We start from the raw sequence: 24,973 nt of genomic DNA on the forward strand, positions 1-24,973 counted from the left end.
CGTGACGCCCGCGCTGTTGCCGTTTCCCTCGCTCATGAGACCGGCAGCAATCCGGCGCCCTGTGTACGGGCCGCGCCGAGGGTGGACCGCGGATCCTTGCCCTGGAACACGATCGACTCGACCGCGTCCATCATGCCGTCGCGGATCTGCAAATAGTTGTTTCCGGGCAGGGAGATCCACGGTTCCATGGTCGCCAGCTGTGCGACATTCGGTGCGAGCAGCGGGTTCTGGTTCGCCCAGTCCCGCAGTCCGTTCGGATCGTCCATCAACCCGGTGCGCAGCGGCAGGTAGCCGATCCGCTGCGAGATCTTGGTGTACGCCGCCTCGCTGGTGAGAAAGGTGATCAGTTCCCAGGATGCGCGCTGTTTGGCCGGATCGTCGGACAGGACATACAGCGACGCACCGGAATTCGTCGGCACGGTCGGCCTGCCCTGGAAGCTCGGCATCGGCGCGGACCGCAGATCCCACTTGTCCTTCGCGCCGGCCACGAAAGTGCCTTGGATGGCGCTGGTTTCGAGGATCATCCCGATATCGCCGCGCGCGAACGCCTCGTAGCCCTGCTTCTGGTTCAGCTTGGGCATGGCGCCGGACTCCACCAGCTGCTTGGCCATCGCGGTGACCTCGACGGCGGGCGGGTCGGCGAAGGTGAGGTTCTTGCGATCCTCGGAGATCACCCGGCCGCCGTTGGAACGCACCAGCGACTGGAAACACCAGTCCTTGGCGGCCTTGGTCAGGCAGTCGATGTACACGCCGTCCTTGCCGGTCCGCTTGATCGCCGCGGCGGCGTCGGCCACCTGCCGCCAGGTGGTCGGCGGATGCGCCGGATCGAGCCCGGCGGCGGCGAAGACGGTGGCGTTGTAGTACAGCACCGGCGTCGAAAAGACGAAGGGCACACCATAAGTCGTGCCGTCCCAATCGGCGAGCGTGCGCGCCCTCGGCGCGTACGGATGCCTCGCGCCATCGAAATTCCGCTGCACCCGCTGCTTTCCGATCAGCCGGTCCAGCGGCTTGGCCCGCAGCTGATGGACGGTGAAATCGAGATCGCTGAATCCGAGCTGCGCCACATCCGGTGGACTGCCCGCGACGATCTGGTTCTGGATGCTGGAGATGGTGTCGGTGGCCGGATTCGGGCTGTTGCCCTGCGGTTTCCGCGCGGTCACCGTGATATTCGGGAACTCGGCGCCGAATTCGGCGATCAGCTCGTCGAAGGTGTCGGTCCACGCACCGGCCATGCCGTAGTTGTAGGACTCGAAGACGATCGAAACCCGCTGCCCCGGTGCGAGTTCCGGGACGAGCGCGGTGGCGGATTCGGACGGGGCGGTGCTGCCGAGCCCGCCGCATGCGGTGAGCGCGACGGTGGTGGTGAACACCAAGCCGAGCAAGGGCGCGGTGCGTTTCACGGAATTCTCCTCATCGGGTAGCCATGGCGGGCTGGCGGCGCAGGCGCAGCCCCGAACCGGGATGGAACAGATGGATGCGATCCGGATCGACGTCGAGCGCGATATCGGCGCCCACCGCGACTCCGGCCGGACGGGGCGCCCGCGCGCACAACCGCTGTGCACCGACCGTGACGTGCACGAGCTCTTCGCTGCCGAGGTTTTCCACCATCGACACGCGCCCGCGGATACCGCCCGCGCCGATGCGCAGATGCTCGGGCCGGATTCCGGCGACGACGGCGGTGTCGCCGCCGGAATCCGGATCGTCGAACGGCAGCGCGACATCGACGCCGTCGGCGATGACGCGCAGCCCTCCGTCGCGCCCCGTGACCAGCGCGGGGAACAGGTTGGCCGGTGGGGCGCCGAGGAATCCGGCGACGAACGTCGAGCGCGGCCGGTCGTACAGTTCGGCGGGCGTGCCGACCTGTTCCACCCGCCCGTCGTTGAGCAGCGCGATCCTGGTGGCCATCGTCATCGCCTCGACCTGATCGTGGGTGACGTACAGGAAGGTCGCACCGAGCTCGCGGTGCAGCGCGATCAGTTCGGCGCGGGTGGCGCTGCGCAACTTCGCGTCGAGATTCGACAGCGGCTCGTCCATCAGGAACGCGCCGGGCTCGCGCACCATGGCCCGCGCCAGCGCCACCCGCTGGCGCTGCCCGCCCGAGAGCGCGGCGGGTTTGCGCCCCAGCAGCTCCGACAGTTCGAGCGTGCTCGCCACTCGCGAAACACGCTGCGCGATAGCGGCTTTGGGCACGCGCCTGGCGCGCAACGGGAATCCGATATTCTTCGCGACGGTCAGATGCGGATACAGCGCGTAGCTCTGGAACACCATGGCCAGATCCCGCCGCCGCGGTCCGAGTTCGGTGATGTCGGCGCCGTCGAGCAGGATGCGCCCGCCGCTGGGCTGCTCCAGGCCGGCGATCATGCGCAGCAGCGTGGATTTGCCGCAGCCGCTCGGACCGAGCAGCACCATGAATTCGCCGTCGGCGATATCGAGGTCGACCGCGCGGACCGCGTGTGTCGCGCCGAACATCTTCGATACCGCGTCGATCTGTAATCGCGCCATCGGTAGCCCCTCAACCGACCGAGTGCTGCACAGTTGTCATGCGGTCAGTCTCGGGCCGGCATGGGGCGCCGGGGCGTGGCGATAGGCGATATCGATCGCGCGAACGTTGCCGGATTCTGTCTGAGTCGGCGATTCACGCCCGCGCGGCGGCCTCGACGGGTGAGGATCTAGGGGTCTCGCCCGCGCTCGGCGCCGGCACCACACAACGAGGACCGAATACATGAGGTACAGGACGAACAGCTCGAACCGCGCGCGTGCCGCGGCCGTCACCGCGGTGCTCGGTGCGCTGGTCTTCGCGATGCCCACCGCGGGCGCGACGGTCACCAGGGTCAGCGTGTACTCCGATATCAACTTCGGGTCGGCGACGAACTTCGGCACCAATTGCACCTACACCGCGAAGGCGACGCTCACCGCCGCGGAGGGGCCGGTCGCCTTCTACGACAACGGAATTCGGTTCGGAGTGGTCCAGCCCTCCGGCGGCGTCGCGCTGATCCAGTGGATTCCGAGGACCACGGGCAAGCACACGCTCACCGCGCTACAGCACCCGGACGAGGTACTGCACCCGGACGACTATCCGCTGGTGAGCGTCGACGTATCGGTGGGCACCGGCGTCCATCTCGGCTACGGCTGCAACGTCTTCGGCGGCTGACGGATCAGCCACAGCCCGGCCGCCCACGCCGCGAACCCGACCGCGAGCTGCGGCCAGCCGTAACCGTGCGGCGCCGCGCCGATCGGCAGCCCGCGCGGATACAGGGTCAGCGTGCTGAGCAGGGCGATCGCGGCGGCGGCCAGCCAGCCGATGCCCATCGCGCGCACCGCCCACCGTTCGGCGCGCCGGAACCTGGTCAGTGCGATACAGCCGAGCGCGAAGAATCCGGCGGTGGCCAGCAGCGCGGAGTCGAGGACGTGCGCCTGGGTCGCCTTCGTGACGAACGAGGCGATGCCGTCGTGATCGGTCTCCGGTGTCGACAGCGCCCAGAACGCGGTCAACAGCGGCTCCTCGACGGCGACCAGGACGAGCCCGAGGACGACGAGCCACGCCGCACTGCGCTCCCGCCCTATCCAGCGCATGGCCGCGAGCAGCGCCGCGGCGATCACCAGTCCGGCGACGGCCCAGACCAGCACGATCAGTTGCGTGTCCACGCCGCACTGTCCTCCCTGGTCATCGAGTAGGCGGGGATGAGCCGCCGCATCGATGGCCGGTTGTTTCCGGCGAGCGCGCAGACCGGCATGATCAGTTGGGTGTCCACGCCGCGCTGTCCTCCTTGGTCATCAGATACGCCGCGAAGCCGGGGATGAGCCGCCGCATCGACGGCCGGCCGGTTCCGGCGACGCGCTCGATGGTGAATTGCCCACCGAAACGGCGCTCGACCTCGCCGGGCGCCATGGGGCCCAAGCCGATCCAGCGTTCCCAGCGGCGCGGCGGCCACTCGAAACACCACAGCAGGAATTGCGCGCCGGGGCGGGCGAGCGGTGCGATCTCGCGCGTGTAGCTGTCGCGCTGCGTGCCCGACAGGTCGTCGAGGACGCTGTAGTCGATGAGCAGGTCGAAGGTGCCGAGGTCGTTGCGCAGGCCGGTCAGGTCGTCCTCGATGAACCGGATGGAGACGCCCGCCGCGGCGGCCGCTGCCATGGCCTTGGTCAGCGCGTCGGCGGAGAAATCGAGGCCGGTGACGTCGAATCCCTTGTCCGCCAGATAGATAGCGTTCGCGCCCGAGCCGCAGCCGAGATCGATTACCCGGCAAGGGCGTAGGCGTCCGGTGACGACAAGGTCGACCAGTTCGTCGCGCGGTCCCACCTCCCACGGCATCCGGAAGTGGCGGTAGCCGAAGTTGTAGAACCAGCGCGCGGGCATGATCTCACGGTGTGCCCGAACGCGTTGCCCGGCAAGGGGTGCGGTGGGACGCGGCCGAATTCCTGGTGATCGCGTCCGTTATGCCCCGTTTTGGCCGCCGACCGCGGTGCGGAAGCGGGCGGGGGTGATGCCATATCTGGTGAGGAACGCTTGGCGCAGCGTTTCCGCCGAGCCGAAACCGCAGCGGGTGGCGATGGCGGCGACGGGGAGCCGGGTGGTGAGCAGCAATTGCGCCGCTGCTTCGGTGCGCGCCTTGCGGACGTAGTTGCCGGGGGTGTGGCCGAGTTCGATGCGGAACAAGCGCGTGAGATGCCTTACGCTGACCCCGATTTCGGCGGCGAGTGTAGTCGCGGAGAGATCGCCGTCGAGGTGGCTGCCGACAAAGGCGACGGCGCGCCGCACCGGCTCCTGCCCACCCGGCGGTGCGGCGACGAAGATGCTCATCTGCGCCTGGTTGCCCGGCCGCTGCAGATAGGTCACGAGGGCGCGGGCCACCATGCGGGCGGGTTCCGGGCCGTGGTCCTCCTCGATGAAGGCGAGGGTCAGATCGAGCGCGCTGGTGACACCGGCCGCGGTGGCGAGTTTGCCCTCGCGGATGTAGATCGGTTCCGGATCGACCGTCACCCGCGGGTAGCGTGCCGCGATCTCGTTCGCGTAGATCCAGTGCGTCGTCGCCCGCCGCCCATCGAGAAGCCCGGTGGCAGCGAGGACTTCGGCCCCGGTGCACACCGACGCGACCCGCCTGCTCTCACCCGCCAGCCGCCGCAGATGCCCGACCAGCCGCGCGTCACCCGCGGCATCCGCACTGCCGAAGCCGCCCGCCACGATCACCGTATCCAGCGGACCGGTCAACCGTTCCAGCGCGACCTCGCCACGCAACGTCATCCCCGAATGACAGGTGATATCCCGCCCGCCCGGCGTAGCCAGCCGCACCCGATACGGCGGCGCGACCCCGAGCCGATTGGCCGCATCCAAACTGCTGGATATCCCCGCGATTTCGAGCAACTCGGCCCGCGGGTAGCCGACGATCACGACCTCCCTGACCTCCACCCCAGCCACGCTACCGGGTTCGTGAAGGTGTCCGCCGTCGCACGGGAACGAGATGCCGAGGCGCGGGTTCGCAGGGTTTCGCCCTGGCAGTGGCCGGTCTCGTCACCGTCTGCGTGGGGATGCGCGCTGTGATCATCGCGGCCTGGCCCGACCAGTCCGGACCGTGGCGCGGAAACCTATTGGCGCGAGACGTGATTCGCAGGGTTCCGGCCATCGTTGGCCGCTGCTGTTGCTCGTCGGTATTCGGCGCGCGCAGCGTGTTGGCCATGATCATCGAACCGCGGACGTCACCAGATCGGTCCGGGAAGCTCGTCGAATTCGCCGCGCGGCGGTGGCCAAGCCTCGCGGGCATCGGATTGACCGTGGTGTTCGCCGTCGCACTTCCCGACTCACCATGGGTCGGCCGGACAGCTCTGATCGCCGCCACCGCGGCCTACCCCGTCGCGGGCTTGCTCCGGCACCACCTGCACGGCCGGAAGACGATCGCACTTCAGGCGGCCGCGCTCGCCGCGTTCACCACCGCCGCCGTGGCAACCCCGCTGATGGACCCCGGCACAGCCCGAATCCTGCTGGCCGCAACGTGGTTCGCCCACGCCCTCTGGGACCTGGCCCACCACCGAGCCGACCGCATGGTCCCCCGCTGGTACGCCGAAGGCTGCGCGGTAATCGACACCCTCACCGCCCTCTCCCTACTCCTCCTCTGACCCCACCCGAATCTGCCCGCCGAGATCACCCCCGCCGAGCACAGTCGAATGGCCCTACAACACGCCGTGATCAGGGGCCATTCGACTGCGCTCGCCGAGCTTGCCGCGCCGTTGACCGGGCCGGCATGGGTCCGCGTGGTGTGCGGCCGATGCGCACCACGTGAACCCACCGTCGGCCACGCCCATCGAGGTGGTGCGAGGGCGACCGGCAATGCCGCTCTGGGGTAGCGGCTCGGTGAGTGTGTGCTCGGCGGGGGTCAGGGGTGGTCGAGTAGGGCGCGGAGGCGGGTGAGGGCGGTGCGCCAGCCTCGTTCCATGGCGTTGCGGGCCATTTTTTGGCGGCGGTCGTCGATGTCGAAGCCGGTGTGGGTGAGGAGGAGACGGGTGCCGCGGCCTTGGGGCTGGATGGTCCAGTCGAGGATCCAGCGGGCCGGGTGCTTCGCCCGGAGGTCGACCCAGCTGATGGTCAGTTGTTCGTTGGGGCGGGCGGTGAGTACTTCGCAGGCGATCTCGGCGGTCGGCTGGGTGGGGACGGCGAAGATGAAGTGCGTGCCGACCGACGTGGCGAAGCCGACCGACCGCATCAACCACTGCTCGACCAGGTCCGGTTCCGTCAGCCCGCGCCAGACGGTCTCCGGCCGGTGCGGGAAGAAGCTGCCTATTTCGACCGCGGCAGGATCCAATTCCGCATCAGAAACCATGCGCCCACCTCCTCGCCCAATCTCCCGCCATGCCACCAGCATTCCACGACTCGACCGTCATTTGCGCAGGTCGGGCAAAGCTGTGAGTGTCTCGATGCACGACGGTTGCCCGGTCACGCGGGCCAGATGATGTGGAAGTCGGGGACCAGGGCGAGCAGTTCGGCGTGCGGGCGGTCGCCGGGGATGATCTCGGCGCCCGCGGGTGGTCTGCCGGTGGACAGGGAGATGCCGGTGAGGCAGCTCTCGCACCAGAAGGACGTCGAGGCGATCCATTCGTCGACATCGCCGACGTAGGCGATGCGCAGCCGGGCCGCGCCGCATCGTGGACATGCTGTTCCGCTGGTGTTGCCGTCGGACTCGAGTACATCGTCGAGTACGTCGAGCCATTCGTCCCAGCTTGCTTCCCGCACGGTTCCCACCCTGTCTCAGTCGGACCGCAGCCACACTGGTTCGGCTGCTGCGCGGCGCGCATCTGATGGTCCGGCAGGCGCGTTCCGGTGCGAGATTCCAGCCGAACACCATCGGATCGGTCTCCACTAGATATACCCGACCCCTACCACTGGGGAGCTCGGATCCGCCCCACCCCTTCGAGTTTCGTGGCGCCATGGTGACCCGGTGGTGTTTCGGACCAGCAGATGGTACGAGACCCCACCCGATGTCATCTGGGGAGTTCATCATGGTTGGACAGCCTGTGTCGTGCCGGCGGGGTGTGGGCGCGGCGAGGGCGGAGAGCCGTGTGAAAAAACCATGTCCCACTATGGGAATCTCTGGCTACAGCTGGCCGTGGCGTGCACGTCCGTCGGGTTGCGCAATGCGGTGCCACGGCTGCGGCCGTGCTTCCTCGTCGTGACCTGTTCGATTGTCGTACTCGCCATGCTGACCTCGACGGACGCCCTGTATGCCGGGGCGGCAACGCTTTTCGTGCAGGCGGACGCCGCGCTGCTGGTGTGCGCGCTGACCATGCCCGACTTCAACGGCTGGCAGCTCGGCGCCACCCAGGAGGTGCGGATTCCGCTGGTCCGCTTCCTGCCCGTCGGCAGCGCCGCCCGCCTGCCGAGCAGTCATCCGCTGACCCTCGTGCTGCTGTGGTTCGGCAGCGTCGCGGGCTACTACTACTTGATCTGCGGCTTCCTGATCACCTATACCCTCGGCGGCCACTACTGACGCGAGTACGCTCGAGTACGGAATCTCTTTGTCGTGCAACATCTTACGGGGAAAGGAAGCACATGGAGATCGAGGGCAGTGTTGCCGTGGTGACCGGAGGCGCGTCGGGTCTCGGCCTGGCGGTGGTGGACAACCTGTATCGGGCGGGCGCGATCGTGGCCGTGCTCGATTCCTGTGGTCCCGCGCTGGGGCAGGCGGTCACCGAGATCGGCGATCGGGTGCACTTCCTGTCCGCGGACGTCACCGATGAACAGAGCGTGCGGGCGGCACTGGATCAGGCGGCGGCGCTCGGCCCGCTGCGCATCGTGGTGAACTGTGCGGGCATCGGCGTCGTCCGGCTCACGCTCGACGATTCGGGTCCGTTCCCGCTCGACCAGTTCGAGCAGGTGGTGCGGGTCAATCTCACCGGCACGTTCAATGTGGTCCGGCTGGCCGCGCAGCGGATGGCGGGCCTGCCCAGCGAAGCGGGGGAGCGCGGCGTCGTCGTGAATACGGGTTCGATCGCCGCGCCCGACGGGCCTGCGGGCATGGCCGCCTATGTCGCGTCGAAAGCCGGTGTCGCCGCGATGACGCTCACCATCGCGCGGGATCTGGCCGCGACGCAGATCCGGGTGGTCACCATCGAGCCGGGATCGTTCGACACGCCGCTGTTCGCGAGCCTGCCCGCGGCGGCGAAAGAGAGTGTGGTGGCGCAGGTTCCGCATCCGGCCCGCCTGGGCTATCCGTCGGAGTTCGCGGCGCTCGTCGCGCACGTCGTCGAAAACCCGATGCTCAACGGCGAAGTCATCCGCCTCGACGGCGCGGCCCGCCTCGGCATGGGTGCCCGATAGACAAGGAAGACGGGACTGTCGCCCGACAGTCCCGTCTTCGCGTTACCTACCGTGCCGGGGCGTCGGCGACCGCCGCACCGGGCTGGTTCAGCTTGGAGTGCACCCGCGAGTAGCCGATGTAGATGATCAGGCCGATGATCAGCCAGGCCAGGAAGCGCACCCAGGTCTGCCACTGCAGCGACAGGGTCAGCCAGATGGAGAAGATCACGCCGATGATCGGAATCACCGGCATCAGCGGCAGTTTGAAGGTGCGCGGCACCTCGGGCCGGGTGTAACGGAACACGATCACCGCGACGCACACCACGACGAAGGCGCTGAGGATGCCGATATTGGTCAGCTCGGCGACGGTGGCGATCGGCAGCAGACCGGCCAGGATCGCGGACGCGATGCCGACGATCCAGGTCACCCGGGTGGGCACCTTGCGGGTCGGGTGCGTCTTGGCGAACCATTCCGGCAGCAGCCCGTCGCGGCTCATCGAGTACCAGACGCGGGTCACGCCGAGCATGAAGGTGAGCACCACGGTGATGATGCCGACGATGGCGCCGACCGCGATGACGTTCGCGATGCCCGGCATGCCGACCGCCTTGAACGCGCTGGAGAAGCCGCTGCCCGGATCGATCTCGGTGTACTTCTGCATGCCGGTCAGCACCAGGGTGGCCAGCACGTACAGCACCATCGCGATGCCGAGCGAGTAGATGATCGCCTTGGGCAGATGCTTCTTGCCGTCCACCGACTCCTCGGCGGCGGTGCTCATCGCGTCGTAACCGAACACGGCGAAGAACACCGTGGCCGCACCGGTCATCACCGCGCCGGTGCCGTACGGGAAGTACGGGGTGTAGTTCGAGCTGTCGATCTGGAACACGCCGAGCACGATGATCAGCACGACCAGTGCCACCTTGATGCCGACCGCGACCGTCTCGAACCGGCCGACGCTGCGGATGCCGCGCGAGAGCACGAAGGCCGCGCCGAGGCAGAACAGCGCGGCGAACACGTTCACCACGTGGCCGTTACCGGTGCCCGCCGCACCGAGCATCCAGTCGGGCAGATGAATGCCGACCGCCTCCAGCAGGAAGTTGAAGTAGCTCGAGACGCCGATCGCCACCACGGCCGCGACCGCGATGTACTCCAGCAGCAGATCCCAGCCGATGAACCAGCCGACGAATTCGCCGAGCGAGACATAGCCGTAGGTGTAGGCCGAACCCGCCTTGGGGATCATGCCCGCGAACTCGGCGTAGCACAGCGCGGCGGCCGCGCTGGCGATACCGGCGACGAGGAAGGAAAGCAGCACCGCGGGGCCGGTGGTCTGGTGGGCCACCAGACCCGCGAGGGTGAACACGCCCGCGCCGATGATGCCGCCGACGCCGATCGCGGTGAGCTGCCACAGCCCGAGCGATTTGGCCAGCCGCTCGTCGGCGGGAGTGTCCTCCTCTATCTCCCCAATCGGCTTGCGGCGCAGCATTTGGCCGCGCAACTCGGCGAGGGACATGACACTTCCTTTCCTCGTCTGCATTACGGCGGCATTGCAGTAACGCAGGTCACACTTGAGCTGTGGTCAGCTAATACGACCACAGCGACGCTGTGATCGGCGAATTGGATAAATAACGTTCATGCCCGCTTGTCCGATTGGACAAGCGGGTGTGCTCAACGGTTGCCCGGCACCAGTGCGCGCAGGAAGAACGCCAGGTTGGCGGGCCGTTCGGCCAGCCTGCGCATGAAGTAGCCGTACCACTGCTGCCCGTAGGGCAAATAGACGCGCAGATGATGTCCGTCGGTGACGAGCTTGCGCTGCTCGGTATCGCGGATGCCGTAGAGCATCTGGAATTCGAACTCGTCGCTCTTGCGGGTGGTCACCTCGACCAGTCGGCGGGCGGCGTCGATGAGCGCCGGATCGTGCGTGGCGACCATCGGGTAGCCCTGGCCGTTCATCAGGATCCGCAGGCAGCGCAGATAGGACTCGTCGACCGCGGCCCTGCCCTGGTGCGCGACGGACGCGGGTTCGCGATAGGCGCCCTTGCACAACCGGATTCGCGAATTCGGGCCGGACAGATCGCGGCAATCGCCTTCGGTCCGCTTCAGATACGCCTGCAGCACCGTGCCGAGCCAGGGGTAGTCCGCCCGCAGCTCACGCACGATCGACAGGGTCGAATCGGTGGTGGTGTGGTCTTCGGCGTCGACGGTCACCCATGCGCCCGCCGCCGCGGCGGCATCGCAGATCGCGTGCGCGTGCTCCAGCGCGATGGCGTGGCCGTCGCGCGGCAGCGATTGGCCCAGCGCCGAGAGCTTGAGCGAAACCTCCAGTGGCCGGACGTTTTCGGTGTCGTCGACCGGCAGCGCGGTGAGCGCCGACAGCAGCCGCTGGTAGTGCGCGACGGTATCGCGGGCTTGCTCGATATCGGTGATGTCCTCGCCGAGGTAGTCGATGGTGATGTAGCGGCCGGAACCGAGCAGCACATCGGCGGAGCCGACCGCCTGCTCCTCGGTCTCGCCCGCGACGAACCGGTCGACCAGCTTCTTGGTCGTCGACATGCCGGTGATGGTGCGCGCCATGCGCGGTGACCGGGACGCGGCGAGCATGGCAGGACGCAACGGGTTGGCCATCAGAGCTCCTGGTGCGGGTAGCGGTGATCGGTCGGCGGAACGAAGGTTTCCTTGATGGTGCGGGCGGAGGTCCAGCGCAGCAGGTTCTGTGGCGAGCCTGCCTTGTCGTTGGTGCCCGAGGCGCGCGACCCGCCGAACGGCTGCTGGCCGACCACGGCGCCGGTCGGCTTGTCGTTGATGTAGAAGTTGCCCGCGCTGAAGCGCAGTCCGTCGGTGGCCGCGGCGACCGCGCGCCGGTCCTCGGCGATGATCGAGCCGGTCAAGCCGTATTTCGAGCCGCGATCGACCAGCGCCATCGCGTCCTCGAACGCGCCGGAGGCGTTGTCGTCGTAGACGTGCACCGCCAGGATCGGGCCGAAGTATTCGGTGCGGAACGCCTCGTCGGTGGGATCCTCGCCGACCAGCACGGTCGGATCGATGAAGTAGCCGACGCTGTCGTCGACGGAACCGCCCGCGGCGATGGTCAAGCCCGAGGTCGCCTTGGCACGGGCGATGGCATCGGCGTTGCGGTCGAAGGCGCGCTGATCGATGACCGCGCCGCCGTAGTTGGTGAAATCGGTGACGTCGCCGTACTGCAGCGCCGACACCTTATCGATGAAGTCGCCGGACATCTTGGTCCACACCGACTTCGGGACGAACGCGCGCGAGGCCGCCGAGCACTTCTGACCCTGGTAGTCGAAGGCGCCGCGGATCAGCGCGGTGGTGAGCACGGCGGGATCAGCCGAGCTGTGCGCCAGCACGAAATCCTTGCCGCCGGTCTCACCGACCAGCCGCGGATAGGTGTCGTAGCCGTCGATATTGTTCGCGACCGAGCGCCACAGGTGCTGGAACGTCGCGGTGGATCCGGTGAAGTGGATACCGGCCAGCCTGCGATCAGCCAGCGCGACCTCGGAGACCTCGGGGCCCGCGCCGTGCACCAGGTTGATCACACCGGGCGGCAGCCCCGCGGCCTCGAGCAGCTTCATCGTCCAGTACGCGGCGACCGCCTGCGTCGGCGACGGCTTCCACAGCACGGTGTTGCCCATCAGCGCGGGCGCGGTCGGCAGATTGCCCGCGATGGCGGTGAAGTTGAACGGGGTGATCGCGTAGACGAAGCCCTCGAGCGGCCGGTACTCGACCTTGTTCCAGACACCGGGGCTGGAGATAGGCTGATCGGCCAGGATCTGGCGGCCGAAATGCACGTTGAATCGCCAGAAGTCGATGAGTTCGCACGGTGCGTCGATCTCGGCCTGGTACGCGGTCTTCGACTGGCCGAGCATGGTCGCGGCGGCGATGGTCTCGCGCCACGGCCCCGCCAGCAGATCCGCGGCGCGCAGGAACACCGCGGCCCGATCCTCGAACGAGAGCGCCCGCCAGCCCGGCGCCGCCGCGGCGGCCGCATCGATCGCCTGGCGCACGTCGTCGGCCTCGGCCACGGTGTAGGTGCCGAGCACGGCGGCATGGCGGTGCGGCTGCACGATATCGATCGCCTGGCCCGCGCCGCGGCGGTGTTTACCGCCGATGACGTGCTGCACCTCGGTGGGCGCCTGCCCGAGTTCGGCGAGTTTGTCCTGCAACCTGGCGCGCTCGGCGCTGCCAGGGGCGAACGCCCCCACCGGCTCGTTGACCGGCCGGGGTGTGGACACGATGGCGTCCATTGGATCCTCCTGCTGGATATCGCGATTCAGACAAGTGCGATTTCAACACCGCAAAACTCCCCGGAGGATGAGCCAGACGGACAAAGATGGGATGAGTGCGTTTGTCGAGTTGGCTGAAGGGGGCGCACTGGCGTGAGATCTGAGGAAGGCGTGATCGTGGCGATGGATAGTGAGTTGCTCGGTACCGATACCGACCTGTTCGGGCTCGCGCAGACCGTCGCGCAGAATGCGGGCGGCATGGTGTCCATCGAGGATCCGCAGTCACACGTGCTCGCGTACTCCGCCTCGGATCAGGCCGCCGACCAGCTGCGCATCATGTCCATCCTCGGCCGCGAAGGGCCGCGCGAATACCTGAGGGTGCTGCGCGAATGGGGCGTGTTCGACCGGCTGCGGCGCAGCGACGAGGTCATCGATGTGCCCGCGCACGAGGAACTGAGCATCAAGCGCAGGCTGGTGGTCAGCATCCGGCAGGCGGTGGGCGGTGCCACCGCGCCGCGCGTGCTCGGATCGATCTGGCTGCAGCAGGGTGATCGTCCGTTCAAACCCGATGCGGCGGACGTGCTGCGCGGTGCGTCGGCGATCGCGGCGCGGATCATCGCGCGCAGCCTCGAGGCGCCGTCGGCCGAGGGGCAGTTGCTGCGCAGGCTGTTCGAGGGCGATATCGACGGCGCGAGCGCGGCGAATCTGCTGAACCTGCCGATGGCAGGGCCCGCCGCGGTGGTCGGTTTCGCGGTGACCGGCAGCGCCGCGGCGACGACCGATCACACCGGGCTCGGCAGCATGCTCCGACTACGCGCCAGCTCGTTCCGCCACGATTCGGTGGCCGCCGTCCTCGGCGAGCGCATCTACGTGCTGTTTCCGCGCTATCAGTCGCCGCGCGCGGTGACCGCGTGGACCAGGCATCTGGTCGAGCAGGTCGAAGCCAAGCGCGCGCTGGGTCTGCGGGCGGCGATCGCGCATCCGGTTGCCGACCTCGGTGCGGTCGCGGCCGCGCGAGCGGAGGTCGACCGGGTGCTCGACAGCACCGCGGCCGGCTATCCGGAGCGCAGCGTGACCACACTCGCCGAGGCGCGCACGGCCGTGCTGCTCGGGGAGATTCTCGATCTGGTCGGCACCAGGGCCGAACTGCGCGATCCGCGATTGGACGCGCTGTACGACTACGACCGCAAGCATTCCGCCAACCTGTGCGAGAGCGTCGAAACCTACCTGCGCGAACACGGTGATGTGCGCGACGCGGCGATCGCATTGCAGGTGCACCCGAATACGTTGCGCTATCGGATAAGGCGGGTGGAGGACATCACCGGCATAGATCTCGCCGATCCCGGCGACCGACTGCTGCTCGAGCTGCAATTGGCACTGCACCGGCGGGGCATCGCGACCTGACAGACTGGGGCGGGTGAGCAATTCGGGACGATCAAGGGTCGAGCGTCGGATGCGGTCATTGGCCGTAGGCGAACTGGTGAATATTGCGCTGCAACCGTTTCTGTGGTTCGGGGTGGTCGGGTTTCCGGTGAGCGAGGCGAATGCCGTCGGGTTCGGATTGTTCGCGCTGCTGCTGGTGGTGGGAGCGGGGTATTGGTGGGCGAAGTTGCGCCAGCTCGCCGCGCCCGCGGCCGGGCTGCCCTATCTGCGCGGCTTCATCGGGGCCCGGGTCGTCACCGCGGTGGTGTTGGTGGCGGGTCTGGTGTTCGTGGTCGTCGAGGTGGCGGTGGCGCCGGGGCGGGGGAGTTGGCCCGGACTCGGGTTCGGGCTCTTCGCGGCGCTCGAGTATGTGAACTATTTCTTCGTGCAGCTGATGTACGACAACAAGGCCGATCTGCGCTACCTGTTCACACACGGCTTGCGGCGGTCTCATCTGGCGGCCGATATCGCCCGTGGGAAATCCGGTGAGCGGCATATGAGTTGGGCCGAAGTGTGATCCGCCGACAGGGAATTTGCTGTGCGGCAGGATGGTTGGGTTGAATGATGCGACTCAGTTGTGCTCAGTAATAGAATTCGAGCTAACGACCAGCTGTTATAGCCTACCCGGCGTTACATGGTATTTGCCACTACTTGATCTTATGTCGTTATCAGGTGGCTATCAGCGGCTGGCCAGGATCTCCCGGCAGTGTGTCTGGTGTCGGCAAGCGGAGAACCCGCCCACCGGCAATCGAAACACACGAACAGAGAGGTTGTTTCATGATTCCCCTTATCCTCAACACCGGTAGTGCAGCGCTGAGCGGTCTGCTGAACACTGGCAGCGCAGCGACTTCCGGAATTCTCAACACCCTCTTCACGGGTTCTTTCGGCGGCTGATTTCAGCCGGATACCTCTTCGAACCGCCCCGGGCTCCCCTCATCGCCCGGGGCGGTTCTTTGTCTTCAGCCGAGAGTGACGGGCAAAAACTGTGGCCCGCGATGGCGGAAACCGGAGCGCCAGGCGATGGTTGCGGGGTCGACGGTGAGGTCGAGATCGGGCCAGCGGGTGAACAATTCGTCGAGTACGGCGGCGGTGATGGTGCGCACCAGAACGTTGCCGAGGCAGGCGTGCTCACCGTGGCCGAGCCCGAGGTGGGGGTTACGGGTGCGATGCAGATCGAGTTCGTCTGGGCGGTCGAAGATTTCGGGGTCGTGGTTCGCGGCGGCAAGGCAGAGCAGGACGGTGTCGCCTGCGTGGATGGTGTTTTCGCCGATCTGTAGGTCGGTGCGGGCGAAGCGGGTGCTGGCGAGCACCTGCGGCGAAAGGTAGCGCAGCAGTTCGTCGACACCGGCCTGCTTGTCCGGCATATCGCGGAAGGCTTCGAGCTGTTCACGCCGAACAGTCAGCGCGAGAACCGATCCCGCTATCAGGTCGACCAGCACCTCGTACCAGACGAACAGCAGGTAGAAGATGGCCGCGGCGGCGTGATCGGTGGTGTTCGCGTCGATGCCGGTCACGAGTCGGCCGACCACTGAATCGGGCGCGCTGCGGGCGCGTTCGATCGTCGCCTGGTTGATCCCGAACATCGTGGCGAGCGTATCGCGGGCGCGCGGGGGCGTGGCCGAAGCGCGGAGCGTCGAATTCGCCCACCCCAGAAGCGCTTCGCGCTCGGGCTCGGCCAGGCCGAGCAGCTCGGTCAGTACGGCCGTCGGCAGCGGGATCGCGAACTCCTCGACCAGGTCCACGCGCTCCCCGAGATCACCCAGCAGAGGTTCGATGATCCGCGGCGCCGTCCGCGACCACTCCGCCAGCCTGCGCGGCGAGAACTCCGTCGTGATCGCTCGTCGCATCCATGCATGATCATCCGGCTTGCCGTCTAGGAACATATCGAACGGTGACGGCAACGCGAACCCGTTGTAATCCGTCCCTCCGGCATAAACGCTCCGCGTGGACAACCGCTCGTCGAGCAGCCCGGCCCGCACATCCCCGAACCGGGTCACCAGCCAAGCGGGCGTCCCGTCCGGCGTCCGAACCCGATGCACCCCACCGTCACCCCGCAGTCGCGCCAGCACCGCCCACGGCTCCGCCGCGAACCGCTCATCGAACACCTCAACCGTCACACCACCGCATTCTGCCCTGCCCTGCCCACACCCCGCCCTGGTGGCAGGCCTGAATTCCCCACAGCCGCCCACCATTTCGCCGAGCCTTTCAAGGAGTTACCCCCAAGACGGTCAAGCCCCGTTCGCAGCCGACCATCGCGCGTAGTCAAATTGCGGCACGATTGGGTGGTCGCACCGCAAACTGACTACGCTCGGCAGACTTCGTGATCTCGAGAACGGGACCACAGCCAGATGACCGGGCTGGAAGCCCAGCACATGCACCTGACTCGACTTCCAAGCCGGGGACGGCACCCAACGCGCCCAGCACTGCCAGGGGTAACCCCTTGCCGCCGAGCCTTTTCGGGGAACTAGCGCCCGAGGTCGTCACCCTCCGTTCACGCTCAACCGTCGAGCGCAGTCATATGGCCCCTGGTTACGGCGTGTCGAAGGGCCATTTGACTGCGCTCGCCATGTCCTCGGGATGTCGCGCCGCCGTTCGGTGGGTGGCCTATGCGATGGGTACGGGTACGGGGGTGGGGCGGGGGGTGTGGTGGCGGATGGTGCGGTGGGCGAGTTCGGCTGTGACGAGGCCTGATCCGATGAAGATCGCGCCGAAGGGGCCTAGGTGGTAGGGGCCGACGAGGGTGACGCCGAGGGCGCCGACGGCGGCGGCGATCGAGACGCCGATGTAGACCGAGGACGAGGCGAGGCCGCTGAGTAGTGGTGCGGCCGCGGGGCGAATGCCGATGAGGCGGTGGGTTTGCGGGGCGAGCGCGCCCCAGCCGCAGTAGCCCCAGATCGCGAGGGCGATGATCGCGGTGACGAGATGTTTACTGCTCCAGGGCAACAGGAGGAAGTCGAGCGCGCCGATCGCGATGACGGTGTTGATCATCAGGCGGCCGCCGATCCGGTCGACCAGCGCGCCGGAGCTCAGCGTGCCGAGGGTCGCGGCGACGCCCCAGATCAGCAGCAGCAGTGCGAGTGTGGCGCCGCTGCCGCCGGTGGCCCGATCGAAGCTGACGCTGATGTAGGAGTACACGGTGTACAGACCGGTGTAGACGAGCACGGTGGTGGCCAACGTCAGCCAGACCCTGGTGTCGGCGATCGGGGTGAGGCGTTCGCGCAGGCCGACGGGCGGCGGGGTGGGCACCGGCGGCAGCAGTGCGGCGATGCCGACGGCGGCGAGTACCCCGATCACGATGAGAAAGACCATGGTGGCGCGCCATTGGCCGGTGACGCTGCTCAATGCGATGCCGAGCGGTGAACCGAGCGCGGTCGCCGCGCTGAGGCCGGTCATCACCGTCGCGATGGCGCGCCCGCGCTGCTCCGGCGCGGCGAGCATCGATCCGGTGGAGACGGCGGTCGGGGTGATCATGGCGGCGCCGAGTCCGGCGAGGACGCGCCCGGCGAGCACGAGCCCGTACACCGGGACGAAGGCGGTGATCACATTGCCGAGGGTGAAGACCGCCAATCCGGTGATCAGCAGTCGTTTGCGCGGCCAGCGCGCGCACGCCGCGGCCATCACGGGGGAGAGCGCGGCATAGGTGAGCGCGTACGCGGTGATCAGCTGGCCCGCCGCGGCGGTGCTGACATCGAGTGATCCGGCCAGGTCGGGCAGGATCCCGGCGATCACGAAACTGTCCGTGCCGACCGCGAACATGCCGAGGGCGAGCACGAGCAACGAGCGATACATCAAACCTCCTAGTTGTAACTGATACAGTTACAACAAATCACAGAGAAAAACCGGTCGTGACGACCGGTTGTCGATTAGGCAGTGACGGTGTCCCGCAAGACATCCGCGATGGATACGGTGGCCAGCTCCTCCTTCATCACCTCTTCGGCGCGCTGATAGGCGCCGCGCAGTACCGGCTGAATGCCGCGACCCACCGGGCATGCCTGGTTGGGTGTGGCCGGGTGCAGTGAGAACAGCGCATCGGGTTCGATCGCGCGGTAGACATCGAGGAGGCTGATCGCGTCGGGCGTTCTGGCGAGGGTGAATCCGGCGCCGCGGCCGCGCTGAGCGCTGACCAGTCCGGCATCCCTGAGCTGTCCGAGGATGCGGCGGATCACCACCGGGTTGGTGTTCACGCTGTTGGCCAGCTCGTCGGAGGTGATCACGTCCTGCCGCTTCGGTTCGACCAGTGCCATCCAGGTCAGCACATGAATGGCGACCGTGAGCCTGCTGTTCATCGCGCCTCCTCCTTTGTCGCAACTAAGTCTGTTACAACAAGGTGCGCCGACGCAAGTGCTGTGAGCTACTTCGCCGGTAACCACCCCGCGATCCAGTACAGCGGGGATGATTGTCGGGCATCACAAAACGAATCTTGCGGCAGGAAGTTATGCCACAGCTGAATGTGACCGTCGCGGTGACGGCCGAGCAAGCCGCCGATGAACTGCGTTCACTGGACCGGGAACTGACCGATATCGACGAACTGCGCGGCCACGTGCGTCCGGCGCACGCCGAACCGCGACCGGGTGAGCTCGGCGCGCTGGAAACGGCGCTGATGGTCGGGCTCGGGCAGGGCGGCGCGGCCACCGCGCTCGCGGCGGTGCTGATCGCCTGGCTGCGCACCAGGGTCGGGTCGGTCGTTGTGAAACTGACCAAACCCGACGGTGCGGTGCTCGAGGTGAACGCGGCCCAGCTACGCGGGCTCTCCGCCGCCGAGGCGCTGGCCTTCACCGGCAGGCTGGCCGCCGATCTCGAGCGGGAATCCGACCCCTCGCGATGACCGCGCCACTCGCACTCAGCACGCAGGGTGTGCGGGTTCTGCTGATAGGCACCGGAAGTCACGTCGATGGCTCGCCGCTGTCGTCCGTACCGTCGGTGCTCCGGTCGGTGGACGCGCTCGGCGAGACGCTGATCCAGCGCTGCGGCGTCGATCCGGCGGCGCTACACATCGTGCGCGATCCAGCGGACCCGGGCGAACTGGGCGCCGCGGTGACCGAGGCGGCGAATCTCGCCGACAGCGTCCTGCTGATCTACTACATCGGGCACGGATTGGTGGGGACGGCGGACGGCGAGCTGTATCTGGCCACCCGCAGCACCGACAGCATGGTCGAGGGGTTGGCCTACCGGGCGCTGCCCTACGGCGCGGTGCGGGAAGCGTTGTCCCGCACCAGGGCTCGGTCCATCGTCGTCGTACTGGACTGCTGCTTCTCCGGCCGGGCCCGCGGTGCGTCCGGCTCCGTCGCGGCGGACGCGTTCTCCGCCAGCGCGATACGCGGCAGCCATGTGCTGGCGTCCGCGGCGCGTGACGAGGCGGCGCTGGCCAGGCCAGGCGAGGACTACACCGGCTTCACCGGTGCGCTACTGCGCCTACTGAATTCGGGCGATCCGACCCGTGCCGCCTGGCTGAGCCTGGCCGACGTCTACGACCACCTCGACCGCGCGCTACCCGCCGCCGGATTCCCGCGCCCGCGTCAGCACGTGAGCGACAACTCCGGCAGGCTGGTGCTCGCGGCCAACCCCGCATTCCCCACCGCGCCCGTGAGCCCGCCGCTGAAGGTCGACGACGGCGCGGTCTGCCCGTATCGCGGCATGGATCGCTACGACGCGCAGGACGCGCGCTACTTCTTCGGCCGCGATGCCGCGGTCGCCGACCTGCTCGCGCAGCTGGCCGAACGGGCGACGGCGGGTGGGCCTTTCGTGCTGATCGGTCCGTCCGGTTCGGGAAAATCCTCGCTGCTGCACGCCGGACTGCTGCACGCGCTCGAAGCGGGGGAGCTACCCGGCTCGTCGTCATGGCCCACCCGGGTCTTCACCCCGGGGGAGCACCCGCTCGGCCAGCTGGCGGCGCGGCTGGCGGCGGATCCGACCCGGCTCGCCGAAGATCCGGGACAGGTGCGGCGACTGATCCGGAATGTGCTGCGCGAGTACGGATCCGCCGAGCGTATGGTGCTCGTCGTCGATCAGTTCGAGGAGGTGTTCACCGCCTGCCGCGACGAACGTGAACAGCAGGACTTCATCCGCGCACTGTGCTTCGCGAGCACTACGGCGGAGAACGGCGGCGTACCACCGGCATTGGTGATCCTCGGCCTGCGCGCCGACTTCTACGACCGATGCCTGACGTATCCGGAACTGGTGTCGGCACTGCGCGATGGCACCGGCCTCGTCGCGCCGCTGACCGACGCCGAACTGCGCGAGGTCATCGAAAAGCCCGCGCGCACAGCAGGGTTGACCCTGGAGCCCGGCCTCACCGAGCTGGTACTGCGCGATCTGCGTGCGGGCCACACCGAGGTGGACGCGGCCGGTGCGCTGCCGCTGCTGTCCTTCGCGCTGCTGGCCACCTGGCAGCGCCGCAGCGGAAACATGTTGACGCTGGCCGGATATCAGGCGGGCGGCGGGATCTGGGAGTCGGTGAGCAGGCGAGCCGAGGCGAGCTTCGCGATGCTCGAGCCCGATGCCGAGGTACTCGCGCGCCGGACCCTGCTGCGTATGGTGCGGATCGGCTCCGTCGCCGAGCACACCAAGCGGCGGATGCCGAGGAGCGAGTTCGAATCGGGACGCTCTCCGGACGAAATCACCGCCATCCGTATGGTTCTCGACGTCTTCGCGGCCGACCGGCTGATCACCGTCGACGCCGACAGTGCCACCATCACGCACGAATCGCTGTTGCGCGCCTGGCCGCGCATGGGCCAGTGGATCGAGCGGGACAAGGCCGACCTGCTCATCCACCAGCAGATCGCCGACGAGACCGCGCGCTGGCAGCTGCTCGACCGGGATACGGACGCGCTGTATCGCGGTCGTGCGCTGACCGAGGCGCAGCTGTGGCGGGAATCCGGCGAGCACGAGGCCGAATTGACCGCCGCGGAACGCGAATTCCTCGACGCCAGTTCGGCCGACCGGCGCGCGCAGGCCGAGCGCGAACAGCGGCAGCGCCTGCGCGAACGCACCCAGAACCGGCGGCTGCGGGTTCTGGTCGCCGGACTCGCGCTGTTACTCGTCGTCGCGGGTGTGGCGACGGTGCTCGCGGTGCTGCAGCAGCGGGCGGCCGATGAGCAGAAGCGCAGTGCCACCGCACGATTGGTGGTCGCGGAGGCCGAGGCGGCCCGCGCGAGCGATCCGCGGCGCGCGCTGCAGCTCGGTATCGCGGCCGACCGGATCCACTCCGATCCCGGCACGCGCGCCAGTCTGGTCGGCACGCTGGCCGCGACGCGCTACGCCGGAACGCTCAACGGGTTCACCGATGAAGTCAGGGCGCTGACATATTCCGCGGACGGGCGGATCGTGGCGGTCGGTGCCCAGCACGTGAACGGCCAGACGGGTTACCAGGACGTGATCAGCCTGTGGGCGGTCTCGGATACCGGTCCGCCGCGCCGGATCGGCGACCTCCGTTCGGGCGGTGGGAATTTCGCCGTCATGCGGTTCGCGCCGAACAGCCGGATACTGCTCACCCACGGCGAGAAGGTCGACAATGAGGAGACGCTGGCGCTGTGGGATATCGCCGATCCCGCCGCACCGGTCCGCCGCGGCACGGTGATCACCGCGGGCACGGCCGGTCCCACCGGCTACCGCTACATCCAGGACGCGGCGTTCAGTCCGGACGGGCGCACGGTGGCCATCGCCCAGGGCAAGGTCGTCACGCTGTGGGATGTGTCCGATCCGGCGCGGCCCGCGCTGATCGGCGCCCCGCTGAGCACCCAGGCGGACACGACATCGGTGGCGTTCGCGCCCGACGGCCGCATCCTGGCGACCGGCAATGACGATGCGGTCACACTGTGGGATACCGCCGACCTGGCCAGGCCGAATCCGATCGGTGCGCCGATGGTCGCCAAGGCGCCGGTGGTCTTCGCGCCGAGCGGCCACCTTTTCGCCGCCCGCGACAAGGCCAGCGAGCACAACGCCAACGCCTTCGTGCTGTGGGATCTCACCCGGCCCGACGCGCCGGTCAGGCAGGGCACGCTCACCGGCAACAACGGCGCCCTTGCCTTCGCGCCCGTCGGCGGGCTGGCCGTCACCGCAGGGTTCGAGGGGTACGCGACGGTGTGGGATGTCACCGATCCGGCCAGGCCTGCCCGCTCGGGAACACCGCTGACAGGGCACGCCGATTGGGTCACCGCTGTCGCTTTCGCGCCGGACGGACGCAACGTGCTCACCGGATCCGCCGACAAATCCGTGATCGCATGGAACGTCGCCGACCGGGCCCGCGCGGTACGCATCGGCCCGCCGATCGAGGAGATCAGCACCGTCGGTTTTCGATCCGATGGGCGCGTCATCGCGGCGGGTGGCGCCTCGCTGTGGGAGTTCACCGACCCCGCCCACCCGGTCCTGCATCGGAATGTGTTGTCCGGCAATGCCGCTCTGCTCTCGCCGGACGCACGGACACTCGCGACGGTGGGGGAGGGCGAGGCGATCTCGCTCTGGGATGTCGCCGACCCCGCCCATCCGGTGCGCCGCGGGCAACCGATCACGGACGGGGGATATCCGTCGGAGTTCTCACCGGACGCCCGGATGCTCATCACCGGCGACAAGTCCACCTCGATGCTCTGGGATATCAGCGATCCGGACCGGCCGGTGCGCCGCGTCGAGAAGCTGCCCGCGATCATCGTGCTCATCGCCGCCTTCACCCCGGACGGCAAAACCCTTGCGGTCGGCCATCTTTACGATTTCAACGCCGAGATAACGCTGTGGGATGTCGCTGATCCGGCACGGCCTGCCAAGCTGCCCAGCACGATTCGGTCCGGCGACTCCGCCGATATCACGACGGTGGCCTTCACACCGGACAGCCGGACGATGGCGATCGGCCGCTCCGACAACACGATCGCGATCTGGGATATCGCGGTGCGTACCAAGCCCGCTCGGATCGGGCAGCCGCTGGCAGGCCCGGCCGACCCCAACGGCAACACCGGCGCGATAGGGAGCACGGTGGCGATCACCGCGCTGGCATTCTCGGCCAACGGCGCGACATTGGCGAGCACGAATCGGGGACGAACGCTGCAGCTGTGGGATCTCACCGATCGCACCATCACGCACGATCTCGGCCCGCCGGTCCCGTTCACGGCGAATCCCTCGGTGAAACTGGGCTTTTCGTCGAGCGGCGCTACCCTGGCGGTGGTCGACGTCGAGGACCAGGCGTCGCTGTGGGATCTGACCGGTATCACCCGCCTGCAGGACGACGCCGCGGCCGCGGCCTGCGCGATCACCGGCGCGGGCCTGGACCGTGACGCCTGGCCCTACTACATCGCCACCGTGCCGTATCAGGCGACGTGCTGATCAGTGGAGTCGCTCAGCGGGAACAGCCGTTCCTCGGCGGGCATGAAGGTGAACCGCCTGCGGTCGAAGTCCCAGAATCGGTAGAGCGGCCACTGCACGGTGTGCCCGAGCCAAGCGAGGACGATGAACCTGCGGTGCAGCGGGAGGACCTTGTAGCCCTGGCCGGTGATGGTGCGCAGCCCGGACAGCTGGAACTGCCACCAGCGCGCCGGATCGGTGCGCCGCCGCCGCGCCGAGGTTTCCGCGCGCATGTGCAGGAGCTGGTCGATGCGGAAGCCGCGCTTGGTCAGGCACAGCGCCAGGTCGAGGTCGTCGATGACGTCCGGCTTGGTCACGGTGTCGTCGCGCACCTCGAGGTAGGCGCTGCGGCGAATGGCCATATTGGGACCGTGCATATTGCCGACGACACCGCCGAGCGCACCGCGCCGGACCTGGATCGCGAGCCCGGCGCGCAGCAGGAAGCCGACCGGTGAGTCGTAATAAGTGGTGATGCCGGTCAGTGCGGCGGTGCCGGGGTTGTCGGTGAAGTGCCGGCGGATGACCGTGCCCCAGTCGGCCGCGACCTTGGTGTCGGCGTCGGTGCGGCCGATGAATTCGCCTGTCGCATGGTCGAATCCGGTGTTGCGCGCCTGGGCGACGCCGCGGCGCGGCTCCGCGACGAGGACGACCTTCGGCTGGTTCACCGCGTATTCCTTGACGATCTGAGGCGTCGCGTCGGTGCTGCCGTTGTCGACGACGACGATTTCGTCGATCGCGTCCTGGACGACGAGGCGGTCCAGGGTCGCCGTGATGCAGGTCTCCTCATTGAGCACCGGAATAACAACGGACAGTACTGTTTTCGAAGCTTGCGCGCCCAATTCGGCGCTGCCCTCCGCTGCTTCGTGTGTCATGGACTGCCCTCCCACTGTGCAAAACACCCCGCCACCTCGGCGGGAGTCGCCGAAAGGCTATCGGCGCACGCCGCCCGCCCGGCAGCCGAAAGTTGCGGTGGCCCAGACGAAAGTGCCACCAGCGCTGGGGGCACCGCAGGTCTCCACAGGATCTCCACGTTTTAGGCCCCCGCTCCGCGCATTCGGTTTCTAAGGTTGGCAGGCGTCGGAAGCGCCGAAACATGGGAGGACGATGCGTACTCGCTACTTGTGTCCAGTAGGTGGCGGCCGGAATGCCGATCAGCGTCGCGACGACCGTGCCGGATTCCCGCATCGTGTCGTTGTGCGCCGCC

The 24,973-nt window shown here is 67.9% G+C and carries 23 protein-coding genes; 8 read left to right on the plus strand and 15 right to left on the minus strand.

Translation table 11 applies throughout. The features are described from left to right. Nucleotides 1–32: 32 nt before the first annotated feature. Together ACIG5A_RS26465 and ACIG5A_RS26470 are read right to left on the minus strand one after the other, a co-directional pair. Nucleotides 33–1,400 (minus strand): ABC transporter substrate-binding protein, encoded by a 1,368-nt coding sequence (locus ACIG5A_RS26465; protein WP_397244608.1) that lies wholly within the window; start codon nt 1,398–1,400, stop codon nt 33–35. A 10-nt stretch (nt 1,401–1,410) separates the two neighbouring features. Then, entirely contained in the window at nt 1,411–2,502 is a 1,092-nt protein-coding gene (locus ACIG5A_RS26470) for an ABC transporter ATP-binding protein (protein ID WP_397244610.1), read from the minus strand. 220 nt (nt 2,503–2,722) lie between these two features. On the opposite strand from ACIG5A_RS26470, the gene ACIG5A_RS26475 reads away from it, so the two are divergent. After that, nucleotides 2,723–3,151 (plus strand): hypothetical protein, encoded by a 429-nt coding sequence (locus tag ACIG5A_RS26475; RefSeq protein WP_397244612.1) that lies wholly within the window; start codon nt 2,723–2,725, stop codon nt 3,149–3,151. On the opposite strand, the gene ACIG5A_RS26480 is transcribed toward ACIG5A_RS26475, so the two are convergent. The 4 genes from ACIG5A_RS26480 to ACIG5A_RS26495 all read right to left on the minus strand — a co-directional run bounded on the left by ACIG5A_RS26480 (nt 3,124) and on the right by ACIG5A_RS26495 (nt 5,407). Next, nucleotides 3,124–3,645 carry a hypothetical protein gene (locus ACIG5A_RS26480; protein ID WP_397244614.1) on the minus strand — a complete coding sequence of 174 codons (522 nt, stop codon included), beginning with the start codon at nt 3,643–3,645 and terminating at the stop codon, nt 3,124–3,126. The genes ACIG5A_RS26475 and ACIG5A_RS26480 overlap by 28 nt on opposite strands. Continuing rightward, on the minus strand, nt 3,630–3,752 hold the full coding sequence (locus ACIG5A_RS26485; protein ID WP_397244616.1) for a hypothetical protein: 123 nt from the start codon (nt 3,750–3,752) through the stop codon (nt 3,630–3,632). Before ACIG5A_RS26485 ends, ACIG5A_RS26480 begins: the two co-directional genes overlap by 16 nt. Continuing rightward, complete coding sequence (locus ACIG5A_RS26490; RefSeq protein ID WP_397244618.1) at nt 3,737–4,357, minus strand: class I SAM-dependent methyltransferase; 621 nt, start codon at nt 4,355–4,357, stop codon at nt 3,737–3,739. The genes ACIG5A_RS26485 and ACIG5A_RS26490 overlap by 16 nt, the downstream gene beginning before the upstream one ends. Before the next feature lie 78 nt (nt 4,358–4,435). Next, nucleotides 4,436–5,407: a GlxA family transcriptional regulator gene (locus tag ACIG5A_RS26495; protein ID WP_397244620.1), complete on the minus strand. Its 972-nt coding sequence runs from the start codon at nt 5,405–5,407 to the stop codon at nt 4,436–4,438. A 266-nt stretch (nt 5,408–5,673) separates the two neighbouring features. Between ACIG5A_RS26495 and ACIG5A_RS26500 the strand changes: the two genes are divergently transcribed. Beyond that, the gene (locus tag ACIG5A_RS26500; protein ID WP_397244622.1) at nt 5,674–6,111 is read left to right on the plus strand and encodes a hypothetical protein; all 438 of its coding nucleotides are present in this window, start codon (nt 5,674–5,676) and stop codon (nt 6,109–6,111) included. Nucleotides 6,112–6,368: 257 nt separating this feature from the next. Here the strand turns inward: ACIG5A_RS26500 and ACIG5A_RS26505 are convergent, their stop codons facing one another. Together ACIG5A_RS26505 and ACIG5A_RS26510 are read right to left on the minus strand one after the other, a co-directional pair. Continuing rightward, nucleotides 6,369–6,812 carry an SRPBCC domain-containing protein gene (locus ACIG5A_RS26505; protein ID WP_397244624.1) on the minus strand — a complete coding sequence of 148 codons (444 nt, stop codon included), beginning with the start codon at nt 6,810–6,812 and terminating at the stop codon, nt 6,369–6,371. Between the two features lie 113 nt (nt 6,813–6,925). Further along, nucleotides 6,926–7,222: a hypothetical protein gene (locus ACIG5A_RS26510; RefSeq protein WP_397244626.1), complete on the minus strand. Its 297-nt coding sequence runs from the start codon at nt 7,220–7,222 to the stop codon at nt 6,926–6,928. 337 nt (nt 7,223–7,559) lie between these two features. On the opposite strand from ACIG5A_RS26510, the gene ACIG5A_RS26515 reads away from it, so the two are divergent. Continuing rightward, nucleotides 7,560–7,976, plus strand: coding sequence for a hypothetical protein (locus ACIG5A_RS26515; RefSeq protein ID WP_397244628.1), 417 nt, complete (start codon nt 7,560–7,562; stop codon nt 7,974–7,976). A gap of 62 nt (nt 7,977–8,038) precedes the next feature. Beyond that, the gene (locus tag ACIG5A_RS26520; RefSeq protein ID WP_397244630.1) at nt 8,039–8,806 is read left to right on the plus strand and encodes an SDR family NAD(P)-dependent oxidoreductase; all 768 of its coding nucleotides are present in this window, start codon (nt 8,039–8,041) and stop codon (nt 8,804–8,806) included. A 46-nt stretch (nt 8,807–8,852) separates the two neighbouring features. On the opposite strand, the gene ACIG5A_RS26525 is transcribed toward ACIG5A_RS26520, so the two are convergent. The 3 genes from ACIG5A_RS26525 to pruA all read right to left on the minus strand — a co-directional run bounded on the left by ACIG5A_RS26525 (nt 8,853) and on the right by pruA (nt 13,041). Beyond that, nucleotides 8,853–10,292 carry an amino acid permease gene (locus ACIG5A_RS26525; protein WP_397244632.1) on the minus strand — a complete coding sequence of 480 codons (1,440 nt, stop codon included), beginning with the start codon at nt 10,290–10,292 and terminating at the stop codon, nt 8,853–8,855. A gap of 155 nt (nt 10,293–10,447) precedes the next feature. Beyond that, complete coding sequence (locus ACIG5A_RS26530; protein WP_397244634.1) at nt 10,448–11,404, minus strand: proline dehydrogenase family protein; 957 nt, start codon at nt 11,402–11,404, stop codon at nt 10,448–10,450. After that, entirely contained in the window at nt 11,404–13,041 is a 1,638-nt protein-coding gene (gene pruA, locus ACIG5A_RS26535) for an L-glutamate gamma-semialdehyde dehydrogenase (RefSeq protein WP_397244636.1), read from the minus strand. The genes ACIG5A_RS26530 and pruA overlap by 1 nt, the downstream gene beginning before the upstream one ends. 162 nt (nt 13,042–13,203) lie before the next feature. Here pruA and ACIG5A_RS26540 point away from each other — a divergent pair, with 162 nt between their 5' ends. Both ACIG5A_RS26540 and ACIG5A_RS26545 read left to right on the plus strand, forming a co-directional pair. Continuing rightward, nucleotides 13,204–14,424, plus strand: coding sequence for a PucR family transcriptional regulator (locus tag ACIG5A_RS26540; RefSeq protein WP_397245908.1), 1,221 nt, complete (start codon nt 13,204–13,206; stop codon nt 14,422–14,424). Between the two features lie 76 nt (nt 14,425–14,500). Then, complete coding sequence (locus tag ACIG5A_RS26545; protein ID WP_397244638.1) at nt 14,501–14,959, plus strand: hypothetical protein; 459 nt, start codon at nt 14,501–14,503, stop codon at nt 14,957–14,959. 442 nt (nt 14,960–15,401) lie between these two features. Here the strand turns inward: ACIG5A_RS26545 and ACIG5A_RS26550 are convergent, their stop codons facing one another. The 3 genes from ACIG5A_RS26550 to ACIG5A_RS26560 all read right to left on the minus strand — a co-directional run bounded on the left by ACIG5A_RS26550 (nt 15,402) and on the right by ACIG5A_RS26560 (nt 18,728). Next, the gene (locus ACIG5A_RS26550) at nt 15,402–16,559 is read right to left on the minus strand and encodes a cytochrome P450 (protein WP_397244640.1); all 1,158 of its coding nucleotides are present in this window, start codon (nt 16,557–16,559) and stop codon (nt 15,402–15,404) included. Between the two features lie 487 nt (nt 16,560–17,046). Beyond that, nucleotides 17,047–18,231, minus strand: coding sequence for an MFS transporter (locus tag ACIG5A_RS26555; protein ID WP_397244642.1), 1,185 nt, complete (start codon nt 18,229–18,231; stop codon nt 17,047–17,049). A 74-nt stretch (nt 18,232–18,305) separates the two neighbouring features. Beyond that, the gene (locus ACIG5A_RS26560; RefSeq protein WP_397244644.1) at nt 18,306–18,728 is read right to left on the minus strand and encodes an Rrf2 family transcriptional regulator; all 423 of its coding nucleotides are present in this window, start codon (nt 18,726–18,728) and stop codon (nt 18,306–18,308) included. 149 nt (nt 18,729–18,877) lie between these two features. Here ACIG5A_RS26560 and ACIG5A_RS26565 point away from each other — a divergent pair, with 149 nt between their 5' ends. Together ACIG5A_RS26565 and ACIG5A_RS26570 are read left to right on the plus strand one after the other, a co-directional pair. Continuing rightward, entirely contained in the window at nt 18,878–19,267 is a 390-nt protein-coding gene (locus ACIG5A_RS26565; protein ID WP_397244646.1) for a hypothetical protein, read from the plus strand. Next, nucleotides 19,264–23,751, plus strand: coding sequence for an AAA family ATPase (locus ACIG5A_RS26570; RefSeq protein WP_397244648.1), 4,488 nt, complete (start codon nt 19,264–19,266; stop codon nt 23,749–23,751). Before ACIG5A_RS26565 ends, ACIG5A_RS26570 begins: the two co-directional genes overlap by 4 nt. Here the strand turns inward: ACIG5A_RS26570 and ACIG5A_RS26575 are convergent. After that, on the minus strand, nt 23,736–24,641 hold the full coding sequence (locus ACIG5A_RS26575; RefSeq protein WP_397244650.1) for a glycosyltransferase: 906 nt from the start codon (nt 24,639–24,641) through the stop codon (nt 23,736–23,738). The genes ACIG5A_RS26570 and ACIG5A_RS26575 overlap by 16 nt on opposite strands. Nucleotides 24,642–24,973: the final 332 nt, after the last annotated feature.

This window comes from Nocardia sp. NPDC052566, from assembly GCF_044547285.1.
GTDB lineage: Bacteria > Actinomycetota > Actinomycetes > Mycobacteriales > Mycobacteriaceae > Nocardia.

What these genes read in the sequence shown, in the direction of transcription:
- ACIG5A_RS26475 (WP_397244612.1), top strand. Translation starts at nt 2,723, where the DNA reads ATGAGGTACAGGACGAACAGCTCGAACCGCGCGCGTGCCGCGGCCGTC.
- ACIG5A_RS26565 (WP_397244646.1), top strand. Translation starts at nt 18,878, where the DNA reads ATGCCACAGCTGAATGTGACCGTCGCGGTGACGGCCGAGCAAGCCGCC.
- pruA (WP_397244636.1), bottom strand. Translation starts at nt 13,041, where the DNA reads ATGGACGCCATCGTGTCCACACCCCGGCCGGTCAACGAGCCGGTGGGG.
- ACIG5A_RS26505 (WP_397244624.1), bottom strand. Translation starts at nt 6,812, where the DNA reads ATGGTTTCTGATGCGGAATTGGATCCTGCCGCGGTCGAAATAGGCAGC.
- ACIG5A_RS26555 (WP_397244642.1), bottom strand. Translation starts at nt 18,231, where the DNA reads ATGTATCGCTCGTTGCTCGTGCTCGCCCTCGGCATGTTCGCGGTCGGC.
- ACIG5A_RS26525 (WP_397244632.1), bottom strand. Translation starts at nt 10,292, where the DNA reads ATGTCCCTCGCCGAGTTGCGCGGCCAAATGCTGCGCCGCAAGCCGATT.
- ACIG5A_RS26515 (WP_397244628.1), top strand. Translation starts at nt 7,560, where the DNA reads ATGTCCCACTATGGGAATCTCTGGCTACAGCTGGCCGTGGCGTGCACG.
- ACIG5A_RS26540 (WP_397245908.1), top strand. Translation starts at nt 13,204, where the DNA reads ATGGATAGTGAGTTGCTCGGTACCGATACCGACCTGTTCGGGCTCGCG.
- ACIG5A_RS26575 (WP_397244650.1), bottom strand. Translation starts at nt 24,641, where the DNA reads ATGACACACGAAGCAGCGGAGGGCAGCGCCGAATTGGGCGCGCAAGCT.
- ACIG5A_RS26570 (WP_397244648.1), top strand. Translation starts at nt 19,264, where the DNA reads ATGACCGCGCCACTCGCACTCAGCACGCAGGGTGTGCGGGTTCTGCTG.
- ACIG5A_RS26520 (WP_397244630.1), top strand. Translation starts at nt 8,039, where the DNA reads ATGGAGATCGAGGGCAGTGTTGCCGTGGTGACCGGAGGCGCGTCGGGT.
- ACIG5A_RS26500 (WP_397244622.1), top strand. Translation starts at nt 5,674, where the DNA reads ATGATCATCGAACCGCGGACGTCACCAGATCGGTCCGGGAAGCTCGTC.
- ACIG5A_RS26490 (WP_397244618.1), bottom strand. Translation starts at nt 4,357, where the DNA reads ATGCCCGCGCGCTGGTTCTACAACTTCGGCTACCGCCACTTCCGGATG.
- ACIG5A_RS26470 (WP_397244610.1), bottom strand. Translation starts at nt 2,502, where the DNA reads ATGGCGCGATTACAGATCGACGCGGTATCGAAGATGTTCGGCGCGACA.
- ACIG5A_RS26560 (WP_397244644.1), bottom strand. Translation starts at nt 18,728, where the DNA reads ATGAACAGCAGGCTCACGGTCGCCATTCATGTGCTGACCTGGATGGCA.
- ACIG5A_RS26530 (WP_397244634.1), bottom strand. Translation starts at nt 11,404, where the DNA reads ATGGCCAACCCGTTGCGTCCTGCCATGCTCGCCGCGTCCCGGTCACCG.